Annotated in this window: 20 protein-coding genes; 9 read left to right on the top strand and 11 right to left on the bottom strand. The window is 63.9% G+C overall.

All coding sequences use genetic code 11. The features are described 5' to 3' along the window. Window positions 1-8: 8 nt before the first annotated feature. Together B7E02_RS07420 and B7E02_RS07425 are read right to left on the bottom strand one after the other, a co-directional pair. Window positions 9-2,549, bottom strand: a complete 2,541-nt coding sequence (locus B7E02_RS07420) for a DEAD/DEAH box helicase (RefSeq protein WP_179129691.1) — start codon at window positions 2,547-2,549, stop codon at window positions 9-11. A 107-nt stretch (window positions 2,550-2,656) separates the two neighbouring features. Beyond that, window positions 2,657-3,622, bottom strand: a complete 966-nt coding sequence (locus tag B7E02_RS07425) for a PAC2 family protein (protein ID WP_080794632.1) — start codon at window positions 3,620-3,622, stop codon at window positions 2,657-2,659. A gap of 428 nt (window positions 3,623-4,050) precedes the next feature. Between B7E02_RS07425 and B7E02_RS07430 the strand changes: the two genes are divergently transcribed. Beyond that, window positions 4,051-5,187, top strand: coding sequence for a DUF4192 domain-containing protein (locus B7E02_RS07430; protein ID WP_080796841.1), 1,137 nt, complete (start codon window positions 4,051-4,053; stop codon window positions 5,185-5,187). Window positions 5,188-5,214: 27 nt separating this feature from the next. Here B7E02_RS07430 and galE read toward each other — a convergent pair whose 3' ends face one another. The 6 genes from galE to B7E02_RS07460 form a co-directional block, all read right to left on the bottom strand. Then, window positions 5,215-6,201, bottom strand: a complete 987-nt coding sequence (gene galE / locus B7E02_RS07435; protein WP_080794634.1) for a UDP-glucose 4-epimerase GalE — start codon at window positions 6,199-6,201, stop codon at window positions 5,215-5,217. A gap of 7 nt (window positions 6,202-6,208) precedes the next feature. Further along, window positions 6,209-6,895 (bottom strand): metal-dependent transcriptional regulator, encoded by a 687-nt coding sequence (locus B7E02_RS07440; RefSeq protein WP_080794636.1) that lies wholly within the window; start codon window positions 6,893-6,895, stop codon window positions 6,209-6,211. Between the two features lie 358 nt (window positions 6,896-7,253). Further along, the gene (locus tag B7E02_RS07445) at window positions 7,254-8,249 is read right to left on the bottom strand and encodes a sigma-70 family RNA polymerase sigma factor (RefSeq protein ID WP_080794638.1); all 996 of its coding nucleotides are present in this window, start codon (window positions 8,247-8,249) and stop codon (window positions 7,254-7,256) included. Window positions 8,250-8,410: 161 nt separating this feature from the next. Next, a complete protein-coding gene (gene dtd, locus B7E02_RS07450; RefSeq protein ID WP_080794640.1) occupies window positions 8,411-8,845 on the bottom strand; it encodes a D-aminoacyl-tRNA deacylase in 435 nt (144 codons plus the stop codon). Then, the gene (locus B7E02_RS07455) at window positions 8,842-10,419 is read right to left on the bottom strand and encodes a DUF7782 domain-containing protein (protein ID WP_080794643.1); all 1,578 of its coding nucleotides are present in this window, start codon (window positions 10,417-10,419) and stop codon (window positions 8,842-8,844) included. The genes dtd and B7E02_RS07455 overlap by 4 nt, the downstream gene beginning before the upstream one ends. Continuing rightward, entirely contained in the window at window positions 10,409-10,939 is a 531-nt protein-coding gene (locus tag B7E02_RS07460) for a DUF3099 domain-containing protein (RefSeq protein WP_080794646.1), read from the bottom strand. The genes B7E02_RS07455 and B7E02_RS07460 overlap by 11 nt, the downstream gene beginning before the upstream one ends. Window positions 10,940-10,996: 57 nt before the next feature. Between B7E02_RS07460 and B7E02_RS07465 the strand changes: the two genes are divergently transcribed. The 4 genes from B7E02_RS07465 to B7E02_RS07480 all read left to right on the top strand — a co-directional run bounded on the left by B7E02_RS07465 (window position 10,997) and on the right by B7E02_RS07480 (window position 15,073). After that, window positions 10,997-11,236 (top strand): DUF3039 domain-containing protein, encoded by a 240-nt coding sequence (locus B7E02_RS07465; RefSeq protein ID WP_080796842.1) that lies wholly within the window; start codon window positions 10,997-10,999, stop codon window positions 11,234-11,236. After that, window positions 11,233-12,945 carry a DEAD/DEAH box helicase gene (locus B7E02_RS07470; RefSeq protein ID WP_080794648.1) on the top strand — a complete coding sequence of 571 codons (1,713 nt, stop codon included), beginning with the start codon at window positions 11,233-11,235 and terminating at the stop codon, window positions 12,943-12,945. The genes B7E02_RS07465 and B7E02_RS07470 overlap by 4 nt, the downstream gene beginning before the upstream one ends. Window positions 12,946-13,077: 132 nt before the next feature. Then, window positions 13,078-13,641, top strand: a complete 564-nt coding sequence (locus B7E02_RS07475; protein WP_080794650.1) for a hypothetical protein — start codon at window positions 13,078-13,080, stop codon at window positions 13,639-13,641. Window positions 13,642-13,858: 217 nt separating this feature from the next. Then, complete coding sequence (locus B7E02_RS07480) at window positions 13,859-15,073, top strand: DUF418 domain-containing protein (RefSeq protein WP_245802219.1); 1,215 nt, start codon at window positions 13,859-13,861, stop codon at window positions 15,071-15,073. Window positions 15,074-15,142: 69 nt separating this feature from the next. On the opposite strand, the gene B7E02_RS07485 is transcribed toward B7E02_RS07480, so the two are convergent. After that, window positions 15,143-16,624 (bottom strand): RNA polymerase sigma factor, encoded by a 1,482-nt coding sequence (locus tag B7E02_RS07485; RefSeq protein ID WP_080794654.1) that lies wholly within the window; start codon window positions 16,622-16,624, stop codon window positions 15,143-15,145. A gap of 471 nt (window positions 16,625-17,095) precedes the next feature. Next, window positions 17,096-17,848, bottom strand: coding sequence for a polyphosphate--glucose phosphotransferase (gene ppgK, locus B7E02_RS07490; protein WP_080794656.1), 753 nt, complete (start codon window positions 17,846-17,848; stop codon window positions 17,096-17,098). Window positions 17,849-17,925: 77 nt separating this feature from the next. On the opposite strand from ppgK, the gene B7E02_RS07495 reads away from it, so the two are divergent. After that, a complete protein-coding gene (locus B7E02_RS07495; protein WP_080794658.1) occupies window positions 17,926-18,780 on the top strand; it encodes an inositol monophosphatase family protein in 855 nt (284 codons plus the stop codon). A 168-nt stretch (window positions 18,781-18,948) separates the two neighbouring features. Further along, on the top strand, window positions 18,949-19,242 hold the full coding sequence (locus B7E02_RS07500) for a DUF4193 domain-containing protein (RefSeq protein WP_080794660.1): 294 nt from the start codon (window positions 18,949-18,951) through the stop codon (window positions 19,240-19,242). A gap of 20 nt (window positions 19,243-19,262) precedes the next feature. Here the strand turns inward: B7E02_RS07500 and B7E02_RS07505 are convergent, their stop codons facing one another. Then, a complete protein-coding gene (locus B7E02_RS07505; RefSeq protein ID WP_080794663.1) occupies window positions 19,263-19,817 on the bottom strand; it encodes a DUF3093 domain-containing protein in 555 nt (184 codons plus the stop codon). Window positions 19,818-19,954: 137 nt separating this feature from the next. Between B7E02_RS07505 and dut the strand changes: the two genes are divergently transcribed. Together dut and B7E02_RS07515 are read left to right on the top strand one after the other, a co-directional pair. After that, complete coding sequence (dut, locus tag B7E02_RS07510; protein WP_143336775.1) at window positions 19,955-20,389, top strand: dUTP diphosphatase; 435 nt, start codon at window positions 19,955-19,957, stop codon at window positions 20,387-20,389. 113 nt (window positions 20,390-20,502) lie between these two features. Next, on the top strand, window positions 20,503-21,249 hold the full coding sequence (locus B7E02_RS07515) for a DUF3710 domain-containing protein (protein ID WP_080794666.1): 747 nt from the start codon (window positions 20,503-20,505) through the stop codon (window positions 21,247-21,249). The last annotated feature ends 91 nt before the right edge of the window (window positions 21,250-21,340 follow it).

Consider the following 21,340-nt stretch of genomic DNA (forward strand, 5'->3'; position numbering starts at 1 on the left):
CGTGAAGGTCAGGACTGATCAATCTCGAGCGCGGAGAATCTCACCTCACCCGCGCGGTCGGAGGCATCGAGATCGACCACCGCGTTGAAGGCGAAGGAATTGTCGCCCTCGGGATCCTTGATCACCTGGCGAACCTTCCAGCTCCTCCCGCTTTGATCCAGGGTGAAATAGGCGGCACCCCGGGCCGCCTGGCCGGTATCAAGATCGGCGTACTCCTCGAAGTAGTTGTCCATGGCAGCCGGGAAGTCCGGGGCGTCATCGAGATAGTCGGTCATGGCGACCAGCTGGTCCTCCTTCTCGTAGGCGAAGAGCTCCACCAGACGGAACATCGCGTTGCGGACCATGATGGTGAACGCACGGCGGTTGGCCGTGAGCGCCGTGGGGTCCTCGACCCCGAACGCGAGCTCACGCGCAAGGGTCTCCTTATCAATCGGTGCGTCCGGATCCGCCATCCGTGCCCATTCGTCGACAAGCGAGGAATCGACCTGGCGCACGAGCTCGCCCAGCCACACCACGACATCGTCGAGCTCCGGGGTGTTGTATTCATCGGGGAGCGAATGCTGGAGGGTACGCCACGCGTCGGTGAGATACCGCAGCGCCACTCCCTCTGAACGGGCGACCCCGTAGGTGGCGACCAGGTCCGAAAAGGTCATGCCGTGCTCGATCATGTCCCGGACCACCGACTTCGGACTCAGCTCGAACTCCCGCGCCCACGGGTGCCCCTCACGGAAGGTGTCGAAGGCCTGCTCGAGTTCCTCGGCCAGTGGCATCGGCCAGGTGATGCCCTCAATGATGGCCATTCGTTCGGAGTATTCCACGCCCTCGGCCTTGAGAGCCTCGATCTCCTCGCCGCGCCGCGCCTTCTGCTGGGCGATGAGGATCTGCCGGGGATCGTCGAGGATGGATTCGAAGATGCTGATCACATCTAGGGTGTAGTTTTCCGATTCCCGGTCCAGCAGCGTCAATGCGGCCAGGGCGAACGGCGCGAGGGGCTGGTTGAGGGCGAAATCCCGCTGGAGGTCCTCGGTGAGGGCGTAGATCCGCCCCGTGGGATCGGGTCCGTCGGGAAGCTTCTCCACGATACCGGCGTTGACCAGCCCCCGGAACAGCTCGATCGTGGTCAGGATGTCCCTGTTCTGCTTCGCCCGGGTGTCGTGGTTGGTGCGCAGGAGGTGCCTCATGTGCTCATAACCGTCGCCGGGGCGGGCGATGGCATTGAGCAGCATCGAGTTGGAGACCTTGAACTGACTGCTCAGAGGTTCCGGCTCGGCGGTGATCAGTCGCTCGTAGGTGCGGCTGGTCCAGGTCACCTCACCGGGGCGGGTGGCCTTCAGACGCATCTTCTTCAGCTTCTTGGGATCGGATCCGGCCTTCTCCCGGAGCCGGAAGTTCTCGATCTCATGCTCCGGTGCCTGGATGACCACGTATCCGATGGAATCAAATCCCGCGCGCCCCGCCCGACCCGCGATCTGGTGAAACTCACGGGATTTTAGCACGCGTTCCCGGGTCCCGTCGAATTTGACCAGACCGGTCATGAGCACGGTTCTGATCGGAACGTTGATACCCACCCCGAGGGTGTCGGTGCCGCAGATGACCTTCAGCAGTCCGGTCTGGGAGAGCTTCTCCACCAGGCGGCGGTACTTCGGCAGCATCCCCGCATGGTGGACGCCGATGCCGCGGCGGACCAGTTTCGACAGCGTCTTGCCGAAGGTGGTGGTGAAACGAAAATCCCCGATCTCCTCCGCGATCCGCGCTTTCTCCTCCTTGGTCACCACATTCAGCGAGGTCAGGGCCTGCGCGCGCTCAATGGCTTCACGCTGGGTGAAGTGCACGACATAGATCGGTGCCCTGTTCTCCGCCAGCAGGTTGTCAATCGTCTCGTGGACAGGTGTGTAGACATAGGAGAAATCGAGCGGGACCGGCCGCGCACTCCCGCCGACGAAGGTGGTTCCCCGGCCCGTGCGCGCGCTGAGGTCCTTCTCCAGCCAGTCGGTATCGCCGAGGGTGGCCGACATGAGCAGGAACTGCGCCCCGGACAGCTCCAGGAGTGGGACCTGCCACGCCCAGCCACGGTCAGGGTCGGAGTAGTAGTGGAACTCATCCATGACAACCTGGTCGATCCTCGCCCTGGGTCCTTCGCGGAGTGCGATGTTGGCCACGATCTCGGCGGTGGCACAGATGATCGGGGCGTTGCCGTTGACCGTGGCGTCACCGGTCATCATCCCGACGTTCTCCGCACCGAAGGTTTCACACAGTGCGAAGAACTTTTCGCTGACCAGCGCCTTGATGGGGGCGGTGTAGAAGCTCCGCTGTCCTTTGGCGCGGGCGATGAAATGCGCGGCGATGGCCACCATGGACTTTCCGGAACCGGTGGGGGTGGCCAGGATGACGTTGTCACCTGTGAGTATGCCGAATGCGGCCTCCTCCTGCGCGGGGTAGAGCGTGATGCCGTGTTCTCTGGTCCAGGCCAGGAAGGAGTCGAAAATGGACTCATCGAAAAGCGACTGGGGAACATCAGTGAGATCGGGCAGCATCCGGGAAAGGTTCACGGTTATCCACACTAGCCAAGAGGCTGGACACGCGTTCATACCCGGGCGGAGCCGGGTGGTGCTTATCGACGCCCACGCCGCGCACCCCGCATCGTGGGGTGCGCGGGTCAGGAGTCCTCGGAGGTCCCGTCGGTGGGTTCCTGGTCGTCGTCATGGTCGTCGTCAAGCGTGGCGAGAAACTTCTCGAACTCCGCACCGATCTCATCGCCGGAGGGGACATTCTCACCCGGCAGCACCGCGTGGGGATGATTCCTGCGGTAGCGTTCGAGCTCCTCGTCGTACTGCTGTTCGAGCGCGAGCACCACGTTCTGGATCTCGGCGGAATCCCCGGTCTGCTCGGCAAGCTGGCGGGCGACGCGCTCCGCGTCGCGTTCCAGCGACAGCAGCGGCAGGTTCAGTCCCGCGGTGTCTGCTACCGATTCCAGCAGCTTCAGGGTGGCGGCCGGGTAGGGGGAAGCGGCCACGTAGTGCGGAACGTGCACGGTGTAACCGCCGACGTTCCGGCCCTGCTTGTTGAGCAGCCTCTCCAGCTGCAGGGCGGCGGAACCGGGTACCGTGATCCGGGCGTCGATGCTGAACTGGGAGGAGACCAGATCCTTGGAGTTCCCGTGGGCGGAGACAACCATGGGCCGGGTGTGCGGAACGGTCATCGGAGCCGCATAGAGGCAGATCGTCTGATCCACGCCGAATTTCTCCACCAGATCGGCCACGGCGTTACTGAAGGCTTCCCAGCGCAGGTCCGGTTCGGGGCCGGAGAGCAGCAGGAAGGGCTTGCCGTCACTGTCCTTGACCACGTGCAATCCCAGTTGGAGCACATCCATCTCGGTGACCTCATTGTGGTCGATGGTGGTCGCGGGGCGTCGCGAGCGGTAGTCGATCAGCTCATCGGCGTTGAAGGAGGCGATAAGGCGGTGGTCCAGAGCTGCCAAAAGGTGGGAGGAGCTGGCATCGACCGCGTGACCGGCGTCGGCGTAGCCCTGCAGGGCGACCACCAGCGTCGTGGCATCCGTACCGCTTCCCACCTCCGGTGACGGGTACTCGAGCTCATACATGCGTTCCTGGTTCTCAGACATTGTTCCTCCTTATTCAGCTGGGGTTCTCACCCTGTTAAGATCTCCACAACCTCTTCCGGCCCGGGCGACTGTTAACGGGGCTGTCCAAAGGCCGGTCGGCCGTTCCCTGGCGGGACGGTGTGTGACACTTTGTATAACAGGTGTACGAATGAAATTAATCCCGTTCCGATTCCGGCCGATTCCAGGGTGTGTTCATGGTCGATCCGGAGACGTTCAGACCACTTTAATCCACCGTTCACCCGCATTGCCCGTTCCCGTGACCCTCCCCGGTCCCTGACAGCTTTCCCTGTCTTCCGGGAACCGGCCCTAACTGGGGGTTTTCGTTTCTTTTCAAAGCGGCTGTGGATGGAGGTGAGAAACTCACAGATCCGAAGTACCCGGGTCCGGTGATGGTGTCGGCGGCGGAGGAAAAGGGCGAGACTGGTGCCATGCCTGAAAACAACAACCGTCCAACGCCCGCAGCCGTCATTGCCACGCCCGGAGATCTTCTGGCCAACATTCCCGGAATCCTCGGGTTCTACCCACGGGAATCGGTGGTCTTCACCGCCATGTACCGCAAACCGCGCAGCTACCGTTTCGAGCTCGGGCCGGTGATCAGGGTGGATCTGGATGAACTGAGGTACCTCCCGGAGATCTCAAGTGCGCTGAACTCCGCTGAGGTGGACATGGTCTTCGCCTTCGTCATCGGCCCGGACACGGCATCGGCCACCTGCGATCAGGCGGTGGAACAGCTGTTTGAGAGTTCCGAGCCGGAGCTGCTCGATATCGCCGCCTGCTGGGTGACCCCGGGAATATACAGCGGTGAGGTGTATCAGTTGGCTTTCGGTCCGCCCCCGGAGGCCCTTGAGAATGACCCCTCCGGCCTTTCCGACTGGGAGAACGGCAGGATACCGCCGATAACGGAGGCCGCCGCCACCCGTTCCATGCTCAGTGGCGGGCACCTCCCGGAGGTCACCCGTGATGAGGCCTTCGCCGCCTTCGACCGAGGGAACACCCACCTGACACCGCATGTCATCCACGAGCTGGAGTCTCAGGTTGAGGTGGACGCGGGAGAACTGATGCAGGGTGTCTTCATCACCGGAGAAGAGTTCTTCGCCCACGCGATCGACCGCTTCGGTGTGCTGGTCGATCGCTGCGAGGGACTCACCATGGCCGAGACACTGGTGGACACAGAGATGCTCGGTCAGGCCGCGGCCTACCTGGTGAATCCTCTGACCAGGGATGCGGTGATGCACTTCTTCGTCGAACGGCCCGCTGCCGCCTCCGATCTGGGGTTCGCGATCGCCAAAACCTTCGACGGGGTGGTACGCGCCAATGCCCTGTGCCTGTACTCTCTGGCAGTCGTGCGGAGGAACCTCGGGATGAAGACGAATCCGGCCCTTGAGGCGGCACTACGGACCGCGCCGGGTCACAACCTGAGCGTCCTGCTTCGTCATGGGCTCAACGAGGGGCGCTTCGACGAGACCATTGAGGCGTGCCTGCGTGGTAACGCCATGGTCAGGGAGCAGTATGCGGGAAAGGGCCAGTCCCGCGGTGGATGCACCGGCACGGCGGAGGCGGCCTGAGGTGCCGGTACTCCTCCACCTGGCGGGCTACCCCCGGTGTGCGCTGTGGGCGCGATCGCCGAGCTGGGAGGTGAACGCCCAGGCATCCTCGACGATCTCACGCAGTCTGGTGTGCTGGGGATTCCACCCCAGTTCCTGTTTCGCCTTGTCTGAGGATGCGACAAGCACCGCCGGATCCCCGGCACGTCTGGGGGCGACCTCCGCGGGGATGGGATGGCCGGTGACCTCCCTGCACATCTCCACGACCTGCCTGACGCTGTATCCCTCACCGGAGCCGAGATTGAAAATCCGGTGGTTGCCGGCGGTGTTGGACTCGAGTGCGAGGATGTGGGCGCGGGCCAGATCGAGGATGTGGATGTAGTCGCGGATCGGGGTGCCGTCCGGGGTGGGCCAGTCATCGCCGAACATGAAGATACGGTCGCGGTGACCCATTGCCACCTGGAGCACCAGCGGAATCAGGTGGGTTTCCACAACTCTGTTCTCACCGATTGATCCGTAGGCCCCGGCCACATTGAAATACCGCAGGCTCGTCGCAGCGAGGCCGTGGGCGTTAGCGTAGGAGGTGATTGCATAATCGATGGCCAGCTTCGTGGCGCCGTAGGGGTTGGTGGGCGCGGTGGGGAAATCCTCGGTAATCGGAACCGTAGCGGGCTCGCCGTAGGTCGCGGCCGTCGAGGAGAAGACGAGGTTGCCGACACCGTTGGTGCGCATCGCTTCCAGCAGGGTCAGGGTGGTGACGAGATTGTGCCGCCAGTACTGCTCCGGGTGTTCAACGGATTCCCCGACCAGCGACCTGGCAGCGAAGTGGAGGACGCCGTCGAAATCGCCCGAGCCCAGCACGGCCGCTGCAACCTCGGCGATGTCGCCCTCAACCAGGCTCGCGCCGGAGGGGACGGCATCGCGGTTGCCGGTGGAGAAATTATCCACCACGGTGACGTCGTGGCCGCGTTCGATCAATACGGCGGTGCAGACACTGCCGACATAGCCGGCTCCGCCGGTGACCAGGAGTTTCATCGGTTGCCTAGTTCTCCACGGCTTCGACGCGGATGGCATGGACGAGGTCGTCGACGAGCTCGACGCTGCGGCCGTTGTGGGTCACCGTCACCCGTCCGTGGTCGTTGACCAGATCCACGACGGTACCGATGCCGACCCCGGCCTCTGTCAGGGCACCGAACTGCTCCTGATCAACCTGCAGGATCTCATTGAGCTGGACGATACGCGCGGAGATGTGCTCCCCCTGCGGAAGATCAATGGCCCGGATTCCCGAATCGGGGGTCTGCTCCTGATCGAGACCGATGTCGTTGAGGCCGGGAATGGGGTTGCCGAAGGGTGAGCGGGTGACATCATCGAGGACCTCGACCAGACGGCGTTCCACCTCATCGCTCATGACATGCTCCCAACGGCAGGCCTCCTCATGGACCTTGTGAATGTCGAGACCGATAATGTCGGTGAGCAGGCGCTCGGCGAGACGGTGCTTACGCATCACGGCGATCGCGAGGGCCCTGCCCTCCGGGGTCATCTCCAGGCTCCGGTCGGGACTCACCTTGACCAGGCCGTCGCGCTCCATTCGTGCAACCGTCTGGCTGACGGTGGGGCCGGACTGTTCCAGGCGTTCTGCGATACGGGCGCGGAGGGGGACGATGCCCTCCTCCTCGAGCTCGTAGATGGTACGCAGATACATTTCAGTGGTATCGACCAGATCCTTCACAGGAGACTGCCTTCCTTGTAAAACCGAACATCTTGGGAAAAACTGCCGCCGCACTGTACTCGGGTAGCTGAGCTAACGTGAATACCCTACAGGCGATGAACCGCTCCAGTGGTTGTGGACCACAATCATCAGCGCCTCACGATTCTACCGGTATTTCACTCAACGGGCCGGTATTCCCGGCGCGGATGGGCGCGGCCCCGGGAATCCGCACCGTGTTGAAGCTGACAACAGCCTACCCAAGGAGCGACCCGACGGGGATCGGTGGGAGACCTCGCCCCTTCCCGCGCCGGAATGAGGCAACGACCCGCCCTGCAGGAGAAGCTGCAGGGCGGGTCGTGTTCCGGAGGGGGGTTGAGAACTACTGGGCGTACTCACGGAGCCGGGCCGCGCGCTCGCCGTCGCGGAGTTTCCCCATGACCTCGCGCTCGATCTGGCGGACCCGCTCGCGGGAGAGGCCGAAGCGCCGGCCGATCTGATCCAGGGTGCGGGGCACACCGTCATCGAGGCCGTAACGCAGTCGGATCACATCCTGTTCGCGCTGTTCAAGAGTGTCGAGCACGGAGCGGATATCCGAATGGCGCATCGATGCGACAACTGCGGACTCGGCGTCGGTCGCTTCGGAGTCCTCTATGAAGTCACCAAGGGGCGCCTCCTCGTCGGCACCGACCGGCATGTCCAGGCTCACCGGGTCGCGGGACTGGCGCAGCAGCATCTCAATCTTCGATTCATCAATACCCGATTCCTCGGCGAGCTCATCGTTGGTGGCTTCCCGGCCGAGGTGCTGGTACATCTCTCGTTTGATGCGGGAGAGCTTGTTCACCTGCTCCACGAGATGGACGGGAAGACGGATGGTCCTTGACTGGTCCGCCATACCGCGGGTGATCGCCTGCCTGATCCACCAGGTGGCGTAGGTGGAGAACTTGAATCCCTTGGTGTAATCGAACTTCTCCATCGCGCGGATGAGACCAAGGTTGCCTTCCTGGATGAGGTCCAGAAGCGGCATCCCGCGGCCTGTGTACCGCTTGGCGAGGGAGACAACCAGGCGCAGATTGGCCTCGAGCAGATGGGAGCGGGCCCGCTTGCCGTCCTTGCTCAGCACTTTGAGGTCGCGCTTCATGGCTCGGGTGAGACCGGCGTCCGGATCCCTGAGCAGGCTCTCCGCGTAGAGGCCCACCTCAATGGTCTTCGCCAGTTCAACTTCATCCTCTGCAGACAGCAGCGCGGTCTTGCCTATTCCGTTGAGATAAACGCGAACCAGATCCTGTGAAGGATTGTCGTTGGTCTGGCCTCGTCGGCTTCTCGGATCGACCTCACGTTCTACACCGGTGAGATCCTGCGTGGACGGTTGAGTCATACTGGCCTCCTAGTTTCGCGGTTCAGAAGGTTCAACGGCACAGGGCGCATATTAGTTCCCGGGAATTGGTCATCGGGGTGCCCAGCTCGGCGTACACCGTGTGTGGGATGAAGAATATCAAGTTCTGAATCTTGATAACCTTCAAAATCCCTGTTCGAATATCAGCATTCGACGATGACCGTGAACGGACCCTCGTTAACCGAGGACACGGTCATCATTGCCCCGAAACGACCCCCCTCGACTCGGATGCCGCGGTCACGCAGCGCCGCGACGATGCGCCCGATCACCGGTTCCGCGACATCGCCGGCGGCGGCGTCGGACCAGGAGGGGCGCCGACCTCTGGCCGTTCTGCCCATGAGGGTGAACTGACTGACAAGGAGAACGGGGGCGCCGGTGTCGATCACCGACTTCTCACCCTCGAGGATCCGCAGCTCCGCGATTTTCCGGGCCATGGTCTCCCATGCGTCGGGTGCATCCTGCGCACCCACCCCGACCAGCGCCAGAATTCCGCCGGTGTCCGCACAGTCGATCGCACCGACGCGTTGATCATTGACGAGCACCTCGGCGAAGCTGACCCGCGTCAGCACCGCCCTCATCGTGCCGATCCCACGGAGTCGACCGGGAACCCCTCAAGGAGCTCCGCCGGCAGCAGAAGTCCGTGGCGGACCAGATCCACCACCGCGGCGATGGCCTCGTCGTGCAGATCCTGTTCCTCGATGCCCCTGGCCACCGCATACAGTTCCAGTGTTTCCGCGAGGTTCAACCCCTCCGGGTTGAGCCCGGAGATGACGGCGGCGAGGTGCGTGTCCACATCGTGGGACCAGCGAGGACCGTCCATCCTGCTCAACCGCAGGGTGACGTCGGTAAACCCCATGCCCGCCGCCGCATCCGCAACCTTGACATCCTCCAGTGCGACGGAGGGACGCACACGGTAACGGGCCGAAAGGATGGAATCCCTGGTCTGATCGCGCAACCACTGACTGCGTGCGAAATACTCCACCACCTCGGGACCCAGCGGGTCCTCGAAGTACTGGGTCAACGTCTCGGCGAGGATATCCGAGCGGCTGGTCGATTCCGCGAGGCCGAGCCGCTGGATGGCGATGAAGCCGAATCCGACACCGGTGACACCCGCGCGATCGAAGTGCTCCAACCACTGGCGTGTCCTCTCCGCAGCCTCCCGGCCGCGGAGGTCCAGTGACTCGTCGGCGAGCCAGGTGGCCACATACTGGGCGGGGCTGACACTGTCGCGTTCGATGATCCAGGCCGCGAATCCGTCATCGGGAAGCCAGTCGGCCACCCGCTGCTGCCAGGACCGGTGATCCTGGTGGACCCATGCGCCGAGCAGATGGGCGGATCCGCCCGGTGCGAGGTGGGTGCATGATTGTTCGACCACCAGTCGGGTCGCGCCGTCGAGGTCCATCCCGGAGTCACGGTAGACGTGGGCGATCTGTGGCGGTCCGACGACGAAGGGTGGGTTGGCGATGATCCGGTCGAATTCACGGCCGGCGACGGGGTCGAACCAGCTGCCCTCCAGGAGCTGGGCGTCGACTCCGGAATCGATGAGGGTGGCCTCGGCGAACTCCAGCGCCCTGCGGTGGACATCGGTGCCGGTGATCTCGGAGCAGACCCCGGCCTGCCCGAGCAGCTGGACCCCCGAACCGGTGCCCAGATCGAGTACGCGACCGGTCGGTGTGGTCGGAGTGGCCTGCAGAAGGGACAGACTGGCGGCTCCGACCCCGAGAACGTGGTCGGGCCCGGGGACGTGCTCGGTCATTGAGGCGTCGGCATCGGAGAACACCCACTGCTGCCTGCCCGCGATCATGTGCGGCCGGATGTCGATAAGCACCCGCACCCGTCGCCCTTCGTCGAGGCGTTCGGCCAGATGGGCGTCGACAAGCTCGTGCAGCACCCCGGTGCCGATCACCCCGGCGAGCGTGTCGACGTCCACCGGGTCACGCAGCACGAAAGCGGCGACCGCCACGCCCAGGGGGGAGGCGGGCAGCGCCCGCAGGCGGTACCTCACCGCCGCGGGCTGTCCCGCGTGCATCGCCGCGGTGTAGTCGGGGCCGAGCAGCTCGGCGATCCCTGCGGTGGTGTAGCCGATCTCGCCGAATACGGCCTTCAGGTTCTCGGCGATCCCTGCAAGCGGGCTGCGGGGTTCAGGACTCATCGGTCGGGTTCTCCTCCTGGTCGTCGGCGTCGATGACAATTCCGGAAAAGTCTATTGGGTCGCGGTAGACCTCGATCTCGGCGGGGCCGTGTTCGCCCTGTTGCTCAAGCTCATGCGTCCGCCGGGCATCGATGGCCTCCCTGCGCTGCATCTCACGCGCGAGTGCCGGCTTGTACACCTGTGGGGTCCGGGGATCACGGGGTTCACCGTGCCCGTTGGCTATGACCACCGCGATCCAGGGCAGCGGGACAGAGGCGATGATGAACACCGTGGACAGAAACCAGCTGTGCCACCACACATAGGAGGCACCGGCCAGTAACAAAAGAGGCACACGAAGCGCCTGGAGCACGTTGTACACGCGCCTCCGGTGGCGAAGGTCCTGACCGGGGGAGCGCCTGGCGTCGGTGATCAACAACACTTCCCCGGGGTGGATGATCCGCCGGAGTCGGTCCAGCGCATTCCTCCCACCCGGTTTCCGCCCACCGGCGGAACCACTCGGGTGGGATGTGCGCTTGCTCATACCGATCAGGGTAGCCCGTTTATAGACAACGCAGGAATCTGGGGCATGATGGGTTGGGTGAGAACGACAACGAAGACCATCGAACGCCCAGATGTCAGGGAGGACAACGCGACAAGCGACGACACCCCGAAGTTCTTCCACTATGTGAAGAAGGATCAGATCGTTGATTCGGCCGTCAACGGTCGGATGGTTGTCGCCCTGTGCGGTGAAACCTTTCCGGTGACCAGACAAGCCAAGCCCGGATCGCCCGTGTGCCCGGACTGCGAGAGAATCTACAAAGGCCTGCGTAGGAAGTGAAAAATGATCTAAGGGCCTGGCAGCGCGCAGCCCTGGATAAATATCTGACCGAAAAACCCCGTGACTTCCTCGCCGTGGCCACCCCCGGCGCGGGTAAAACCACGTTTGCGCTGCGCGTGGCCACGGAGTTGAAGAGCTCTCGGACCGTCGAGCGCATCATAGTGGTGGTGCCCACGGAGCACCTGAAGGTGCAGTGGTCCGCGGCGGCGGCGAGGGTGGGACTGGCACTGGACCCGGAGTTCAGGAACTCCGGCAGCATCAATCCGTCCTACGACGGCATCTGCGTCACCTACGCCCAGGTGTCCATGCACCCCTTCAAGCACTACCAGTTGACCATGGCACGGAAGTCACTGGTCATTCTGGACGAGGTGCACCACGGAGGGGACGCGAAAAGCTGGGGGGACGGGATCTCCCAGGCCTACCGTGACGCCGAGCACCGCCTGGCGCTGACGGGTACGCCGTTTCGCTCCGATGATTCCCAGATCCCCTTCGTCCGCTATGACGAGGATGCCGAGGGACATCTGGTCTCCCGCTCCGATCACACCTACGGATACGCGGAGGCACTCGCCGACGGGGTGGTTCGCCCGGTGGTCTTTCTGGCCTATTCCGGTGAGGCCAGGTGGAGGGACAGTGCCGGCGAGGAGTACGCCGCACGACTCGGCGAGCCACTCAACCCGGAGCAGACGGCCAAGGCCTGGCGCACCGCGCTGGACCCCAGGGGAGACTGGATCCCGGCGGTGCTCGGGGCGGCGCACACCCGTCTGCTCCAGCTCCGTTCGAATATTCCCGATGCCGCCGGTCTGGTCATCGCTTCGGACACCAAATCCGCACGCGCCTATGCCAAGATCCTCGGCGGGTTGTCCTCCACACCGGTGGCCGTGGTGCTCTCCGATGAACCCGGGGCCTCCGAGCGCATCGAGGAGTTCTCCCGGTCCACCGACGAATGGATGGTTGCCGTCAGGATGGTATCCGAAGGTGTCGACGTCCCGCGTCTCGCGGTCGGTGTCTATGCGACCTCGGCCTCCACGCCCCTGTTCTTCGCCCAGGCGATCGGACGTTTCGTGCGCTCGCGGATGCCGGGGGAAACCGCCTCGGTGTTCCTGCCCTCGGTGCCGGTCCTGCTGGATCTCGCCGCCAAACTTGAGGTCTCCCGCGACCACGTCCTGGGCAAGCCGCACCGCCCGAAGGAGGGATGGGACGACGAGCTGCTGGCGGAAGCCAACAGGAAGGAGAGTGAGGCGGACCAGCTCCCCACCTACGAGTCGCTGGGTGCCGAGGCGGAGCTCGATTCCCTGATCTATGACGGTTCCACCTACGGCACGGCCACCTTTTCTGGATCGGCGGAGGAGGCCGATTACCTCGGACTGCCGGGGTTGCTGGATGCCGAGCAGATGCGCGAGCTGCTGCGCCGGCGCCAGGAGGAGCAGCTCGACGCCCGCGAGGTGGAGGAGCGCCGCCGACGTGAGCGGGAGAGACAGCGGCAGCGGGAGGCGGAGATTCAGGAGAAACCCATCGAGCCCGTCGCCAGTGATGAGATTCCGAAGCTGCGAAAGGAACTCAACACCCTGGTCTCGATCACCTCCTCGCGGACCGGGCGACCCCACGGTGCCATTCACACCGAGGCGCGCAAGAGCTGCGGTGGACCCCCGACCGCGCTGTGCACCGCCGATCAGCTCCGCGAACGGATCGCCTACCTACGCAAATGGTGACCACCGGAGTGAATCAATAGCCGGACGGCACCACCCCCGGCGGGGCGCCGAAGGTAGTCTGGTCGGGTAATGGTAGACATAACCAAAAAACCTGAACTGACTCGCTGAGTACACCCGGGAGGGCCACTGATCATGACCACACCTAACTACCCCTACGGTGAACCCGACAACAACGGGGGTTCACCCACCGGCCCCGGGAACGGCGCACCCGACAACACCGCCTATGGCGCGGGCCCCCAGGGTCCGGCGGGGGCCTACCCGGGAAATGGCTACCAGGACCCCTACGGCTCCCCGCAGTACAGCGGCGGATTTGAGAACTCGCCGCTGAACCAGGGAAGCAACAAGGTCGCACCGTGGGCGCTGGGACTGGGAATCGCCAGCATCTTGCTCTACGTTCTCGCCTTCATCCCCGGTATCGGCGTCATCTCGATCCTGGCACCCGTGGCGGCACTGGCCGGCCTGATCGTATCGATTATCGCCCTGGTCAAGGGGCGTAAGTTTCAGGGCAGGGCCCGCCGTACCGGCTTCTCCGTGACGGGGCTGATCCTGTCCATCCTCTCCCTGATCATCGTGGTGTTCCTGACCATCGTCGTGATCGCGGTCATGGGTACAGGGGTGATGGATTGCTTCACTGCGGACTACCCTGACCAGGCATCTCAGCAGGTCTGCGTGGAAGAGGTGCTGATCGGCACCTAGGGGGTGCCCCGCCCACACACCTGTGATCCTGTGGCCCTGGATGTCGGTTTCCTCCCACGTCCACGGCTACAGGGTTTTTTAAAGCCCGCCCCCGGCACACGGAAGGATCCGTCCATTGAACAGCCAGCCCCCGATGCAGCACTCCCATGCGCACCCAGAAAGGACGGCGCAAAGCGTCCGTATCCTTTCTCCGGATCTGGCGAGGGGGTTGGCGCTCTTGGGAATCGCACTGGCCAACGTCGCCACGGCCTGGCTGCCGGTCTCGGGGTCCATCGAGGCAAGTTCCCTGGGTGGCGTGATCGATGGCTCCGTGGCCGAGAAGACCGCCGCGGTTCTGGCCGCGATGTTTGTTCACGTCCGGGGACTGCCGATGTTCTCCGCACTCCTGGGATACGGACTGGGGATGATCGTGGCGAGTCTGGCACGACGAGGCTATCCGCTCAACCGCGCCAGATCGGTGATCGTCCGTCGCTACGGCCTCCTTGCGGTATTCGGTGTCATCCACCTGGTTTTCCTGTTCTTCGGTGACATCATGTTCTTCTATGGCCTGGCCGGAATGGTGATGGCCACGATGATCACCTTCAGGGACAGGACGCTTTACCGGATCGCGGGGGTGATGTTCGGAATTTCCATTATCAGCAACATTTTTATCGGCATCGCCACCTCATCAATGTCACAGTCCGGTGACCTGACGGATCTACCGGCCGACAGCTACCCAGGGTACGTCGGCATCGCCCTGATCATGCTTATGGCGCAGGTTCTCACCCTTCCGATCCAGGCTCTCTTCCTCCTGCCGCTGGTCATCCTCGGTTTCCTCGCCGCCAGGCACGGTGTGCTGTCCAGGGTCGACGAGTTCCGCAAGCAATTCTGGTGGGCCGTCGGGGTGGCCGTGGCCGTGATCATGGTCATCGGCCTGCCCTGGGGACTCGCCGAGATCGGGGTGCTACCGCACTCCTGGGCCACCATCCTCAGTGCTCTGAACCAGGCGTTGGGACCGTTGACCGGTCCGGGCATCGCCGCGGCCATCGCACTGGCCGTACAGCCCCTGCAGAGACGGCTCGCCGGAGCGGGCGAGGCCGGGGCACCGGAGAAGCCGCCGCTGGCCGTGCGCATGGTCGCTGCTCTGGGTGCCCGCTCGATGAGCGGCTACATCACCCAGTCCATCCTCTTCCTCATCTTCACCCAGAGCTTCACCCTCGGCTGGGGCATAGGGGACGGAATCCTGACCTCCAGCGCGATTGCGGCGCTGGTCTGGGCGATCACCGTGGTGCTCGCGTTCATCCTCGAACTCCTCGGGCGTCGTGGACCCTTTGAGACCGTCCACCGGTATCTCTCCTACGGCAGGTCCGGGCTGCAGAACCCCTATGTCGATCCACGGGCACAAACGGGCGTCGCGACGCGATCCACCGACCAGGACCAGACCCGCCCGTAGAAACGGAAAAGACCGGGGCGGTCCCGATGATGGGACCGCCCCGGTCCGTGTCCCCGCGGAGGTGGGAACCTAGTCCAGGTAGTCGCGCAGAACCTGGGAACGGGAGGGGTGACGCAGCTTGGACATCGTCTTGGACTCGATCTGGCGGATCCGCTCACGGGTGACGCCGTAGACCTGACCGATCTCATCGAGGGTGCGCGGCATGCCGTCGGTGAGCCCGAAACGGAGCTTCACCACACCGGCCTCACGCTCGGAGAGGGTCTCCAGGACATCCTGGAGCTGATCCTGCAGGAGGGTGAAGGAGACGGCGTCCACCGCGACCACGGCCTCGGAGTCCTCGATGAAATCACCGAGCTGGCTGTCGCCCTCATCACCGATGGTCTGATCGAGGGAAATGGGCTCACGCGCGTACTGCTGAATCTCCAGCACCTTCTCCTCGGAGATGTCCATCTCCTTGGACAGCTCCTGGGGAGTGGGCTCACGGCCCAGCTCCTGCAGCAGCTCACGCTGGATGCGACCGAGTTTGTTGATCACCTCGACCATGTGGACCGGGATACGGATGGTGCGGGCCTGATCGGCCATGGCACGTGTGATCGCCTGCCGGATCCACCAGGTTGCATAGGTTGAGAACTTGTAGCCCTTGGTGTAGTCGAACTTCTCCACGGCGCGGATCAGACCGAGGTTGCCCTCCTGAATCAGATCGAGGAAAGCCATCCCACGACCGGTGTAGCGCTTGGCCAGGGACACCACGAGGCGGAGGTTCGCTTCCAGGAGGTGGTTCTTGGCCTTGCGGCCGTCACGGGCGATGGCCCGCAGATCGCGCTTGACGGCGGGTGTCAGCTTTGCGTCCTTGTCACCCCCGACGAACGCCTCCTCCATCTCCTCCATGCGATGCGTCGCGTAGAGTCCCGCCTCGATGCGCTTGGCCAGGGACACCTCCTGCTCGGCATTGAGCAGCGCGACCTTACCGATCTGCTTGAGATAGGCGCGGACGGAGTCTGCAGAGGCGGTGAGCTCGGCGTCCTTGCGTGCCTGACGGAGTGTGGCTGACTCGTCCTCATCCCACACGGAGGCACCGTCGTCCTCATCATCTTCCTCGGCTTCCTCGCCGAGGGGGGCGACGCCGTCATCGTCATCGGCAAGCGTCTCATCGAAATCACCCTCACCGGTGAAATCCTGCTCCACATCCTCCACGACCTCGACGACCTCGACCTCGCCGTTGTCCACCGCCTCCGCGGGAGCCTTTGCGGGGGCGGACTTGCGGGTGGTTTTCTTCGCCGCGGTCTTCTTCGCCGTTGCGGGCCGGGCCGACTTCTTGGCGCTCTTGCGGGCGGTCTTCCTGGCAGGCGCCGCCTTGACGGACCCGGAGGCTGCAGCAGATGTCACCGGTGCGTCGCCCGTTGCCCCTGTTGCGTCGATGGCGGTCGGCACGGCTGGGGTCGCCGGAGCATCCGTCGCGCTCACGGCTGTACGCGGGGCCACTGCCTTGCGTGCCGCCTTGCGTGCGGTTTTCTTTGCTACCGTCTTTTTAGCTACTTTGTTCTCTACCATGCTCTCCACGGCTCCTGGTGCATTGTCATCGACATCTCCGGCTGATCCGAGTGATGCTGAGGATTCAGTGGCAACCACAAACGCCCTTTCGCCTAGCTTCTCCAGTGGGATGCAACAGATATGCGGATACCACCATCAAACAGCACTGAACAGAATTGTCCTCTGTGCAACGCCGGTGAAAGTGCCCCCGATCTGTTCACATCGGTTATTGAATGGTCAGCCCGTTCGATTGCTTCATGCCCTGTGGCCGATCTCCGGATGTTTCCGCCGACCCCGTCGCACCCCGGTGGGAGCGACGGATGCGGGAGTTGATGGCTTCTTCGGTGGCAAAAAAGGATGAATCAATCTCATGGTCAACACTTGTCCACGATCAGCAGCCCAGTATAGATGATCAACTGCTGACATGTCACAATCGGTTTCCCTTTTTCCTACTCTAAAGGCGGGGTATTCGCAACGTCGCCGAACAGGGACCTACGGTGCGACATGTTTCGCCACCGCCATCGCGGCCCCCACGATACCCGCCCTGTTGCGCAGTTCAGCCGGGACGACGGCGGTCTCCACCTCGAGCAGGGGAACCCACTTGTCGTGCTTGCGGGAGATGCCCCCACCGAGGATGAAGGCACTGGGGGAGAACAGCCTCTCGTACTCATTGAGCACCCTGCTCAGCTGCCTGGCCCAGGCCTTCCAGGAGAGGTCACCGTTCTCCTTCGCCGCAGCTGACGCCCGGTGCTCCGCCTCCTTCCCATCAACGATGAGGTGGCCGAGTTCGGTATTGGGAAAGAGGTTGCCGTCGACCAGGAAGGCCGAGCCGATGCCGGTGCCGAGGGTAAGCAGGATAACCGCACCCTCCCGCGCACTCGGGTGTCCGAATGTGGCTTCGGCGATGCCCGCGGCGTCTGCGTCGTTAAGCACCGCGGTCTCCCGTCCACCGAGGTGGGCGTGGAAGAGGTCCTTGACGTCCGTTCCGATCCACGCCGGATCGATGTTCGCGGCGCTCAGGGCGATCTGGCCGCGGATCACCGAGGGCAGGGCGATGCCCACGGGGCCCTCCCAGGCTGCCTCCGCGATGATCTCCGCGACAACCCCGGCGATCGCCTGCGGTGTGGCGGGTTTCGGTGTGGCGATCTTGATGCGCTCGCCGATGAATTCCCCGGTTGCCAGGTCAACCCGTGCACCTTTGATGCCGGAGCCGCCGACATCGATTCCAAATCCCGTTTCGCTCATGCGTCCAAGTGTACAAAGACGACGGCTCCCCGGTGGCGGAGACGGCGGCGAATCTGAAAAACAGTCACAATGGACCCATGCCCGAGAATTCTATTGACTATGCACTGCTGCGCGACATAGCCGCCGAAACCGCGATACTGGCTGCGGACGCGATCACACGGAAACGGGAGGAACTGGGCGATCTCGGCCCCCACACCCGTACCAAGAGCTCGTCGGTGGATCCGGTGACCATCGTTGACACCGCCGCGGAGGATCTCATTGCTGCGCACCTGCAGCGGATCCGCCCCGAGGACGGACTGATCGGAGAGGAGGGCGCGGGAACAGCCTCGATCAGCGGTGTGACATGGATCGTCGATCCCATAGATGGCACGGTCAACTTCCTCTACGGAATTCCCAACTACTCGGTGTCCATCGCCGCCGCCGTTGACGGCCGCGTCGTCGCCGCCGCGGTGATCAACGTTGAAAGCGGCCGGCTCTACTCGGCGGCACGGGGATTCGGTGCCACCCGGGAGGAGATCAGGGAAGATGGTTCAGGCGCCACGGAACTCCGGGTCAACGCGATCACCGAGACCGCCCAGGCACTGGTGGCCACCGGGTTCAGCTACTCCTCCGAGCGCCGTGCCCGTCAGGCGCAGCTTCTGCTTGAGGTGCTGCCCAGGGTGCGTGACATCCGGAGGATGGGCAGCGCCGCCCTGGACCTGTGCCACCTGGCGGCAGGCCAGGTGGATATCTACTACGAGCACGGCCTGAACTGTTGGGATTTTGCGGCGGGGGCGCTGATCGCGGAGGAGGCGGGCGCTGTGGTGCTGGCCCCCGGCCTCTCCATCCCGGGGAGCAGGGGAGAGATCCTGCTTGCCGCGCCGGGGGAGCTTTTCGACGCCACCCACGCCCTCTTCGAGACCGCAGGGGGGCTCACCGCCCTGGGAAGCTGAGGGGAAGCGGCTTTCAGGTCCCCGGTGTCCACCCGAGAATCACCACGCTGACCTGCCAATATGACAAGAGCCAAATTCTCCTTTACTATGCGCGCTAAATGATGCACAACATCTGCGAAAGTTGCATGCAGATACTTGACGTGAACCCACTCGGGAGGAAATGCACACATGGCAACCGATTATGATGCTCCGCGGCGACGAGTCGAGGACGAGCTGGAGACTGATTCGCTTGAGGGCCTCAAAGCGGTGGAGACCAGTTCCGGCGACATGGATGATGACGGGGAAATCGTCGAATCCTTCGAACTGCCGGCGATGGACCTCTCCGGTGAGGAGCTCAACGTCGCGGTTGTCCCGCGTCGCGCGGACGAGTTCACCTGCGCAAGCTGCTTCCTTGTTCAGCGCAACAACCGCAAGTCACACGTGGAGCCGGACGGCTCCATCATCTGCCTCGACTGCGCCTGACCGCGACGGGAACCGCCGGGCTACCGCGAGTAGTCCTGCAGCGCGGCCCCGGCCTGTGCGGGAACGAAGGCGCGCAGCAGCGCCTCCGGGTTCCTGCTGCCGATCAGCCAGTAGGGCGTGGGATCCTCCGGGTCATCCAGGACGAGCATCACCATTTCGGGGACCCAGCCATGGGAGACCACGAAGGCGGCGGGATCGAGCTGGCGTCCCATGGCGTTGCGCTTCGCGGTAGCCGGCACCGCCAGTGAACGGGTGACCACATCATCGGGAAGGTTCGCCTGCCCCGCGAGCAGCCACCGGGTGCCGTCGGCGTCCTCCTCCACGGCGATGACCGTTGAAGACATCCTGAGCAGCAGCCACACCGCGATAATGGACAGGATCAACGCCGGAACGTAGAGCCACAGTGTGCTCCTGTTGAGTGCGAACTGTGCGCTGAGCAGTGCGACGATCAGGGCTGCGGCCAACCACCAGTACCACGGGACCCACTGTTTCTCCCGGTAGATGATTCTGGACCCCGGGGCAGCAGGGGCGGAGGGTTGGGGGTTCTCGGAATCTGCATTGCGGGAATCAGTCACAATAGGTCATCCTATCCCACCACGCGGCTACCCCGGCAAGGTCCGGCAAGCTACGGGGTGGGGGCGCGGGCGGTCGGTCGTGGGTACTGTTGTTGACCGTGACTGAGCAACATTTCAACAACGGCAATTCCGGCACCATTTCCTCCATCAGACTCGTGCGGTTGGACAAGGAGCTGCCCGTGCCGAGCAGGGCCCACCGTGGGGATGCCGGGGTGGACCTCCACTCGACCTCGGACGTGGTCATTGAACCCGGGCGGCGCACGCTGGTGGGGACCGGGATCGCCATCGCACTGCCGCTCGGGACGGTCGGGTTGATTCATCCCCGTTCCGGGCTGGCGGCGCGACAGGGTCTGAGCATCGTCAACGCCCCCGGGACCGTCGACGCCGATTACCGCGGTGAAATCAAGGTCTGCCTGATTAATCTGGATCCTGAGATTCCGATCGTGATCTCGCGGGGCGACCGGATCGCGCAGCTGCTGGTGCAGCGGGTGGAACTCGTCGATTTCACCGAGGTGGACGATCTCGACGATACCGTCCGGGGTGCGGGCGGATACGGATCGACCGGGAGGTAGCGCCGGGTCCGGGTGGCGTGTGCCGGGCGGGGGCCTACACTGGACCGGAAACAGCGACCACCATCATGAGATCCCCCTGTCCGGTGAATGGTCGGGGGAGTGAAAGGACGACAATGGCTCTGTGGCCTTTTGGAAAGAAAGACACCGGAAGTGACGAGGGTGAGTCGACGGCACCGTCGGAGCCCGGGAACGGCACAGATTCCGGTGCGGAGCCACAGGTCATTGAGGATGACGGTGCGGTTCATGATGCCGTCGGAGGGGAAATGGGACCCTTCGATGCCGATTCCGTGGATATCAACGACTTCGATCTCTCCGACTTCGCCAAGGGCGTCCTCGACCTGGGGTCCATGCAGATCCCCCTGCCCAAGGAATCCGAGGTACAGGTCGAGATGGGTGAGCAGGGTCCGCGGATGCTCCATATCGTCACCGCCTACGGTCGTCTGACCCCGGTCGCGTTCGCCGCCCCGCGTTCGGCTGGACAGTGGCGCGAGGCGACGAAGGACATCGCCGAGGGTATGCGCAGAGACGGCCTGGAAACCCGGATCGAGCAGGGACCGTGGGGACGCGAGGTCGTCGGTGAGGCCAAGGACCGCGTCATCCGCATTCTCGGGGTCGACGGACCTCGCTGGATGCTCCGGATGACCATGATCAGCCCCATCGACCGCTCGGATAGGATGACCGAGCTCGGGCGCGAGGTTGTGGCACGTAGTTTTGTCAGGCGGGGTGATGCGCCGATTCTGGCCAGCAGTCCGCTGCCGGTGACCATCCCGCCGCAGTTGGCCGCGCAGGTTCAGCAGGCGATGCAGCAGCGTGCACAGCAGGCACAGCAGGCACAGCCCGACAGTGGTAAATCCGAGTAGTGGGGGTAGGGTGAGGAGTTCGCGTTCCCCACGGCGCGGCTGATGGCGCACCGTTGAAGGTGTGCCGATGTCGTGCGTTTCGGGTTGGGGG

This window comes from Corynebacterium pacaense, from assembly GCF_900169525.1.
Taxonomy (GTDB): domain Bacteria; phylum Actinomycetota; class Actinomycetes; order Mycobacteriales; family Mycobacteriaceae; genus Corynebacterium; species Corynebacterium pacaense.

What these genes read in the sequence shown, in the direction of transcription:
- B7E02_RS07425 (WP_080794632.1), bottom strand. Translation starts at nt 3,622, where the DNA reads ATGTCTGAGAACCAGGAACGCATGTATGAGCTCGAGTACCCGTCACCG.
- B7E02_RS07430 (WP_080796841.1), top strand. Translation starts at nt 4,051, where the DNA reads ATGCCTGAAAACAACAACCGTCCAACGCCCGCAGCCGTCATTGCCACG.
- galE (WP_080794634.1), bottom strand. Translation starts at nt 6,201, where the DNA reads ATGAAACTCCTGGTCACCGGCGGAGCCGGCTATGTCGGCAGTGTCTGC.
- B7E02_RS07445 (WP_080794638.1), bottom strand. Translation starts at nt 8,249, where the DNA reads ATGACTCAACCGTCCACGCAGGATCTCACCGGTGTAGAACGTGAGGTC.
- dtd (WP_080794640.1), bottom strand. Translation starts at nt 8,845, where the DNA reads ATGAGGGCGGTGCTGACGCGGGTCAGCTTCGCCGAGGTGCTCGTCAAT.
- B7E02_RS07455 (WP_080794643.1), bottom strand. Translation starts at nt 10,419, where the DNA reads ATGAGTCCTGAACCCCGCAGCCCGCTTGCAGGGATCGCCGAGAACCTG.
- B7E02_RS07460 (WP_080794646.1), bottom strand. Translation starts at nt 10,939, where the DNA reads ATGAGCAAGCGCACATCCCACCCGAGTGGTTCCGCCGGTGGGCGGAAA.
- B7E02_RS07475 (WP_080794650.1), top strand. Translation starts at nt 13,078, where the DNA reads ATGACCACACCTAACTACCCCTACGGTGAACCCGACAACAACGGGGGT.
- B7E02_RS07485 (WP_080794654.1), bottom strand. Translation starts at nt 16,624, where the DNA reads ATGGTAGAGAACAAAGTAGCTAAAAAGACGGTAGCAAAGAAAACCGCA.
- ppgK (WP_080794656.1), bottom strand. Translation starts at nt 17,848, where the DNA reads ATGAGCGAAACGGGATTTGGAATCGATGTCGGCGGCTCCGGCATCAAA.
- B7E02_RS07495 (WP_080794658.1), top strand. Translation starts at nt 17,926, where the DNA reads ATGCCCGAGAATTCTATTGACTATGCACTGCTGCGCGACATAGCCGCC.
- B7E02_RS07500 (WP_080794660.1), top strand. Translation starts at nt 18,949, where the DNA reads ATGGCAACCGATTATGATGCTCCGCGGCGACGAGTCGAGGACGAGCTG.
- B7E02_RS07515 (WP_080794666.1), top strand. Translation starts at nt 20,503, where the DNA reads ATGGCTCTGTGGCCTTTTGGAAAGAAAGACACCGGAAGTGACGAGGGT.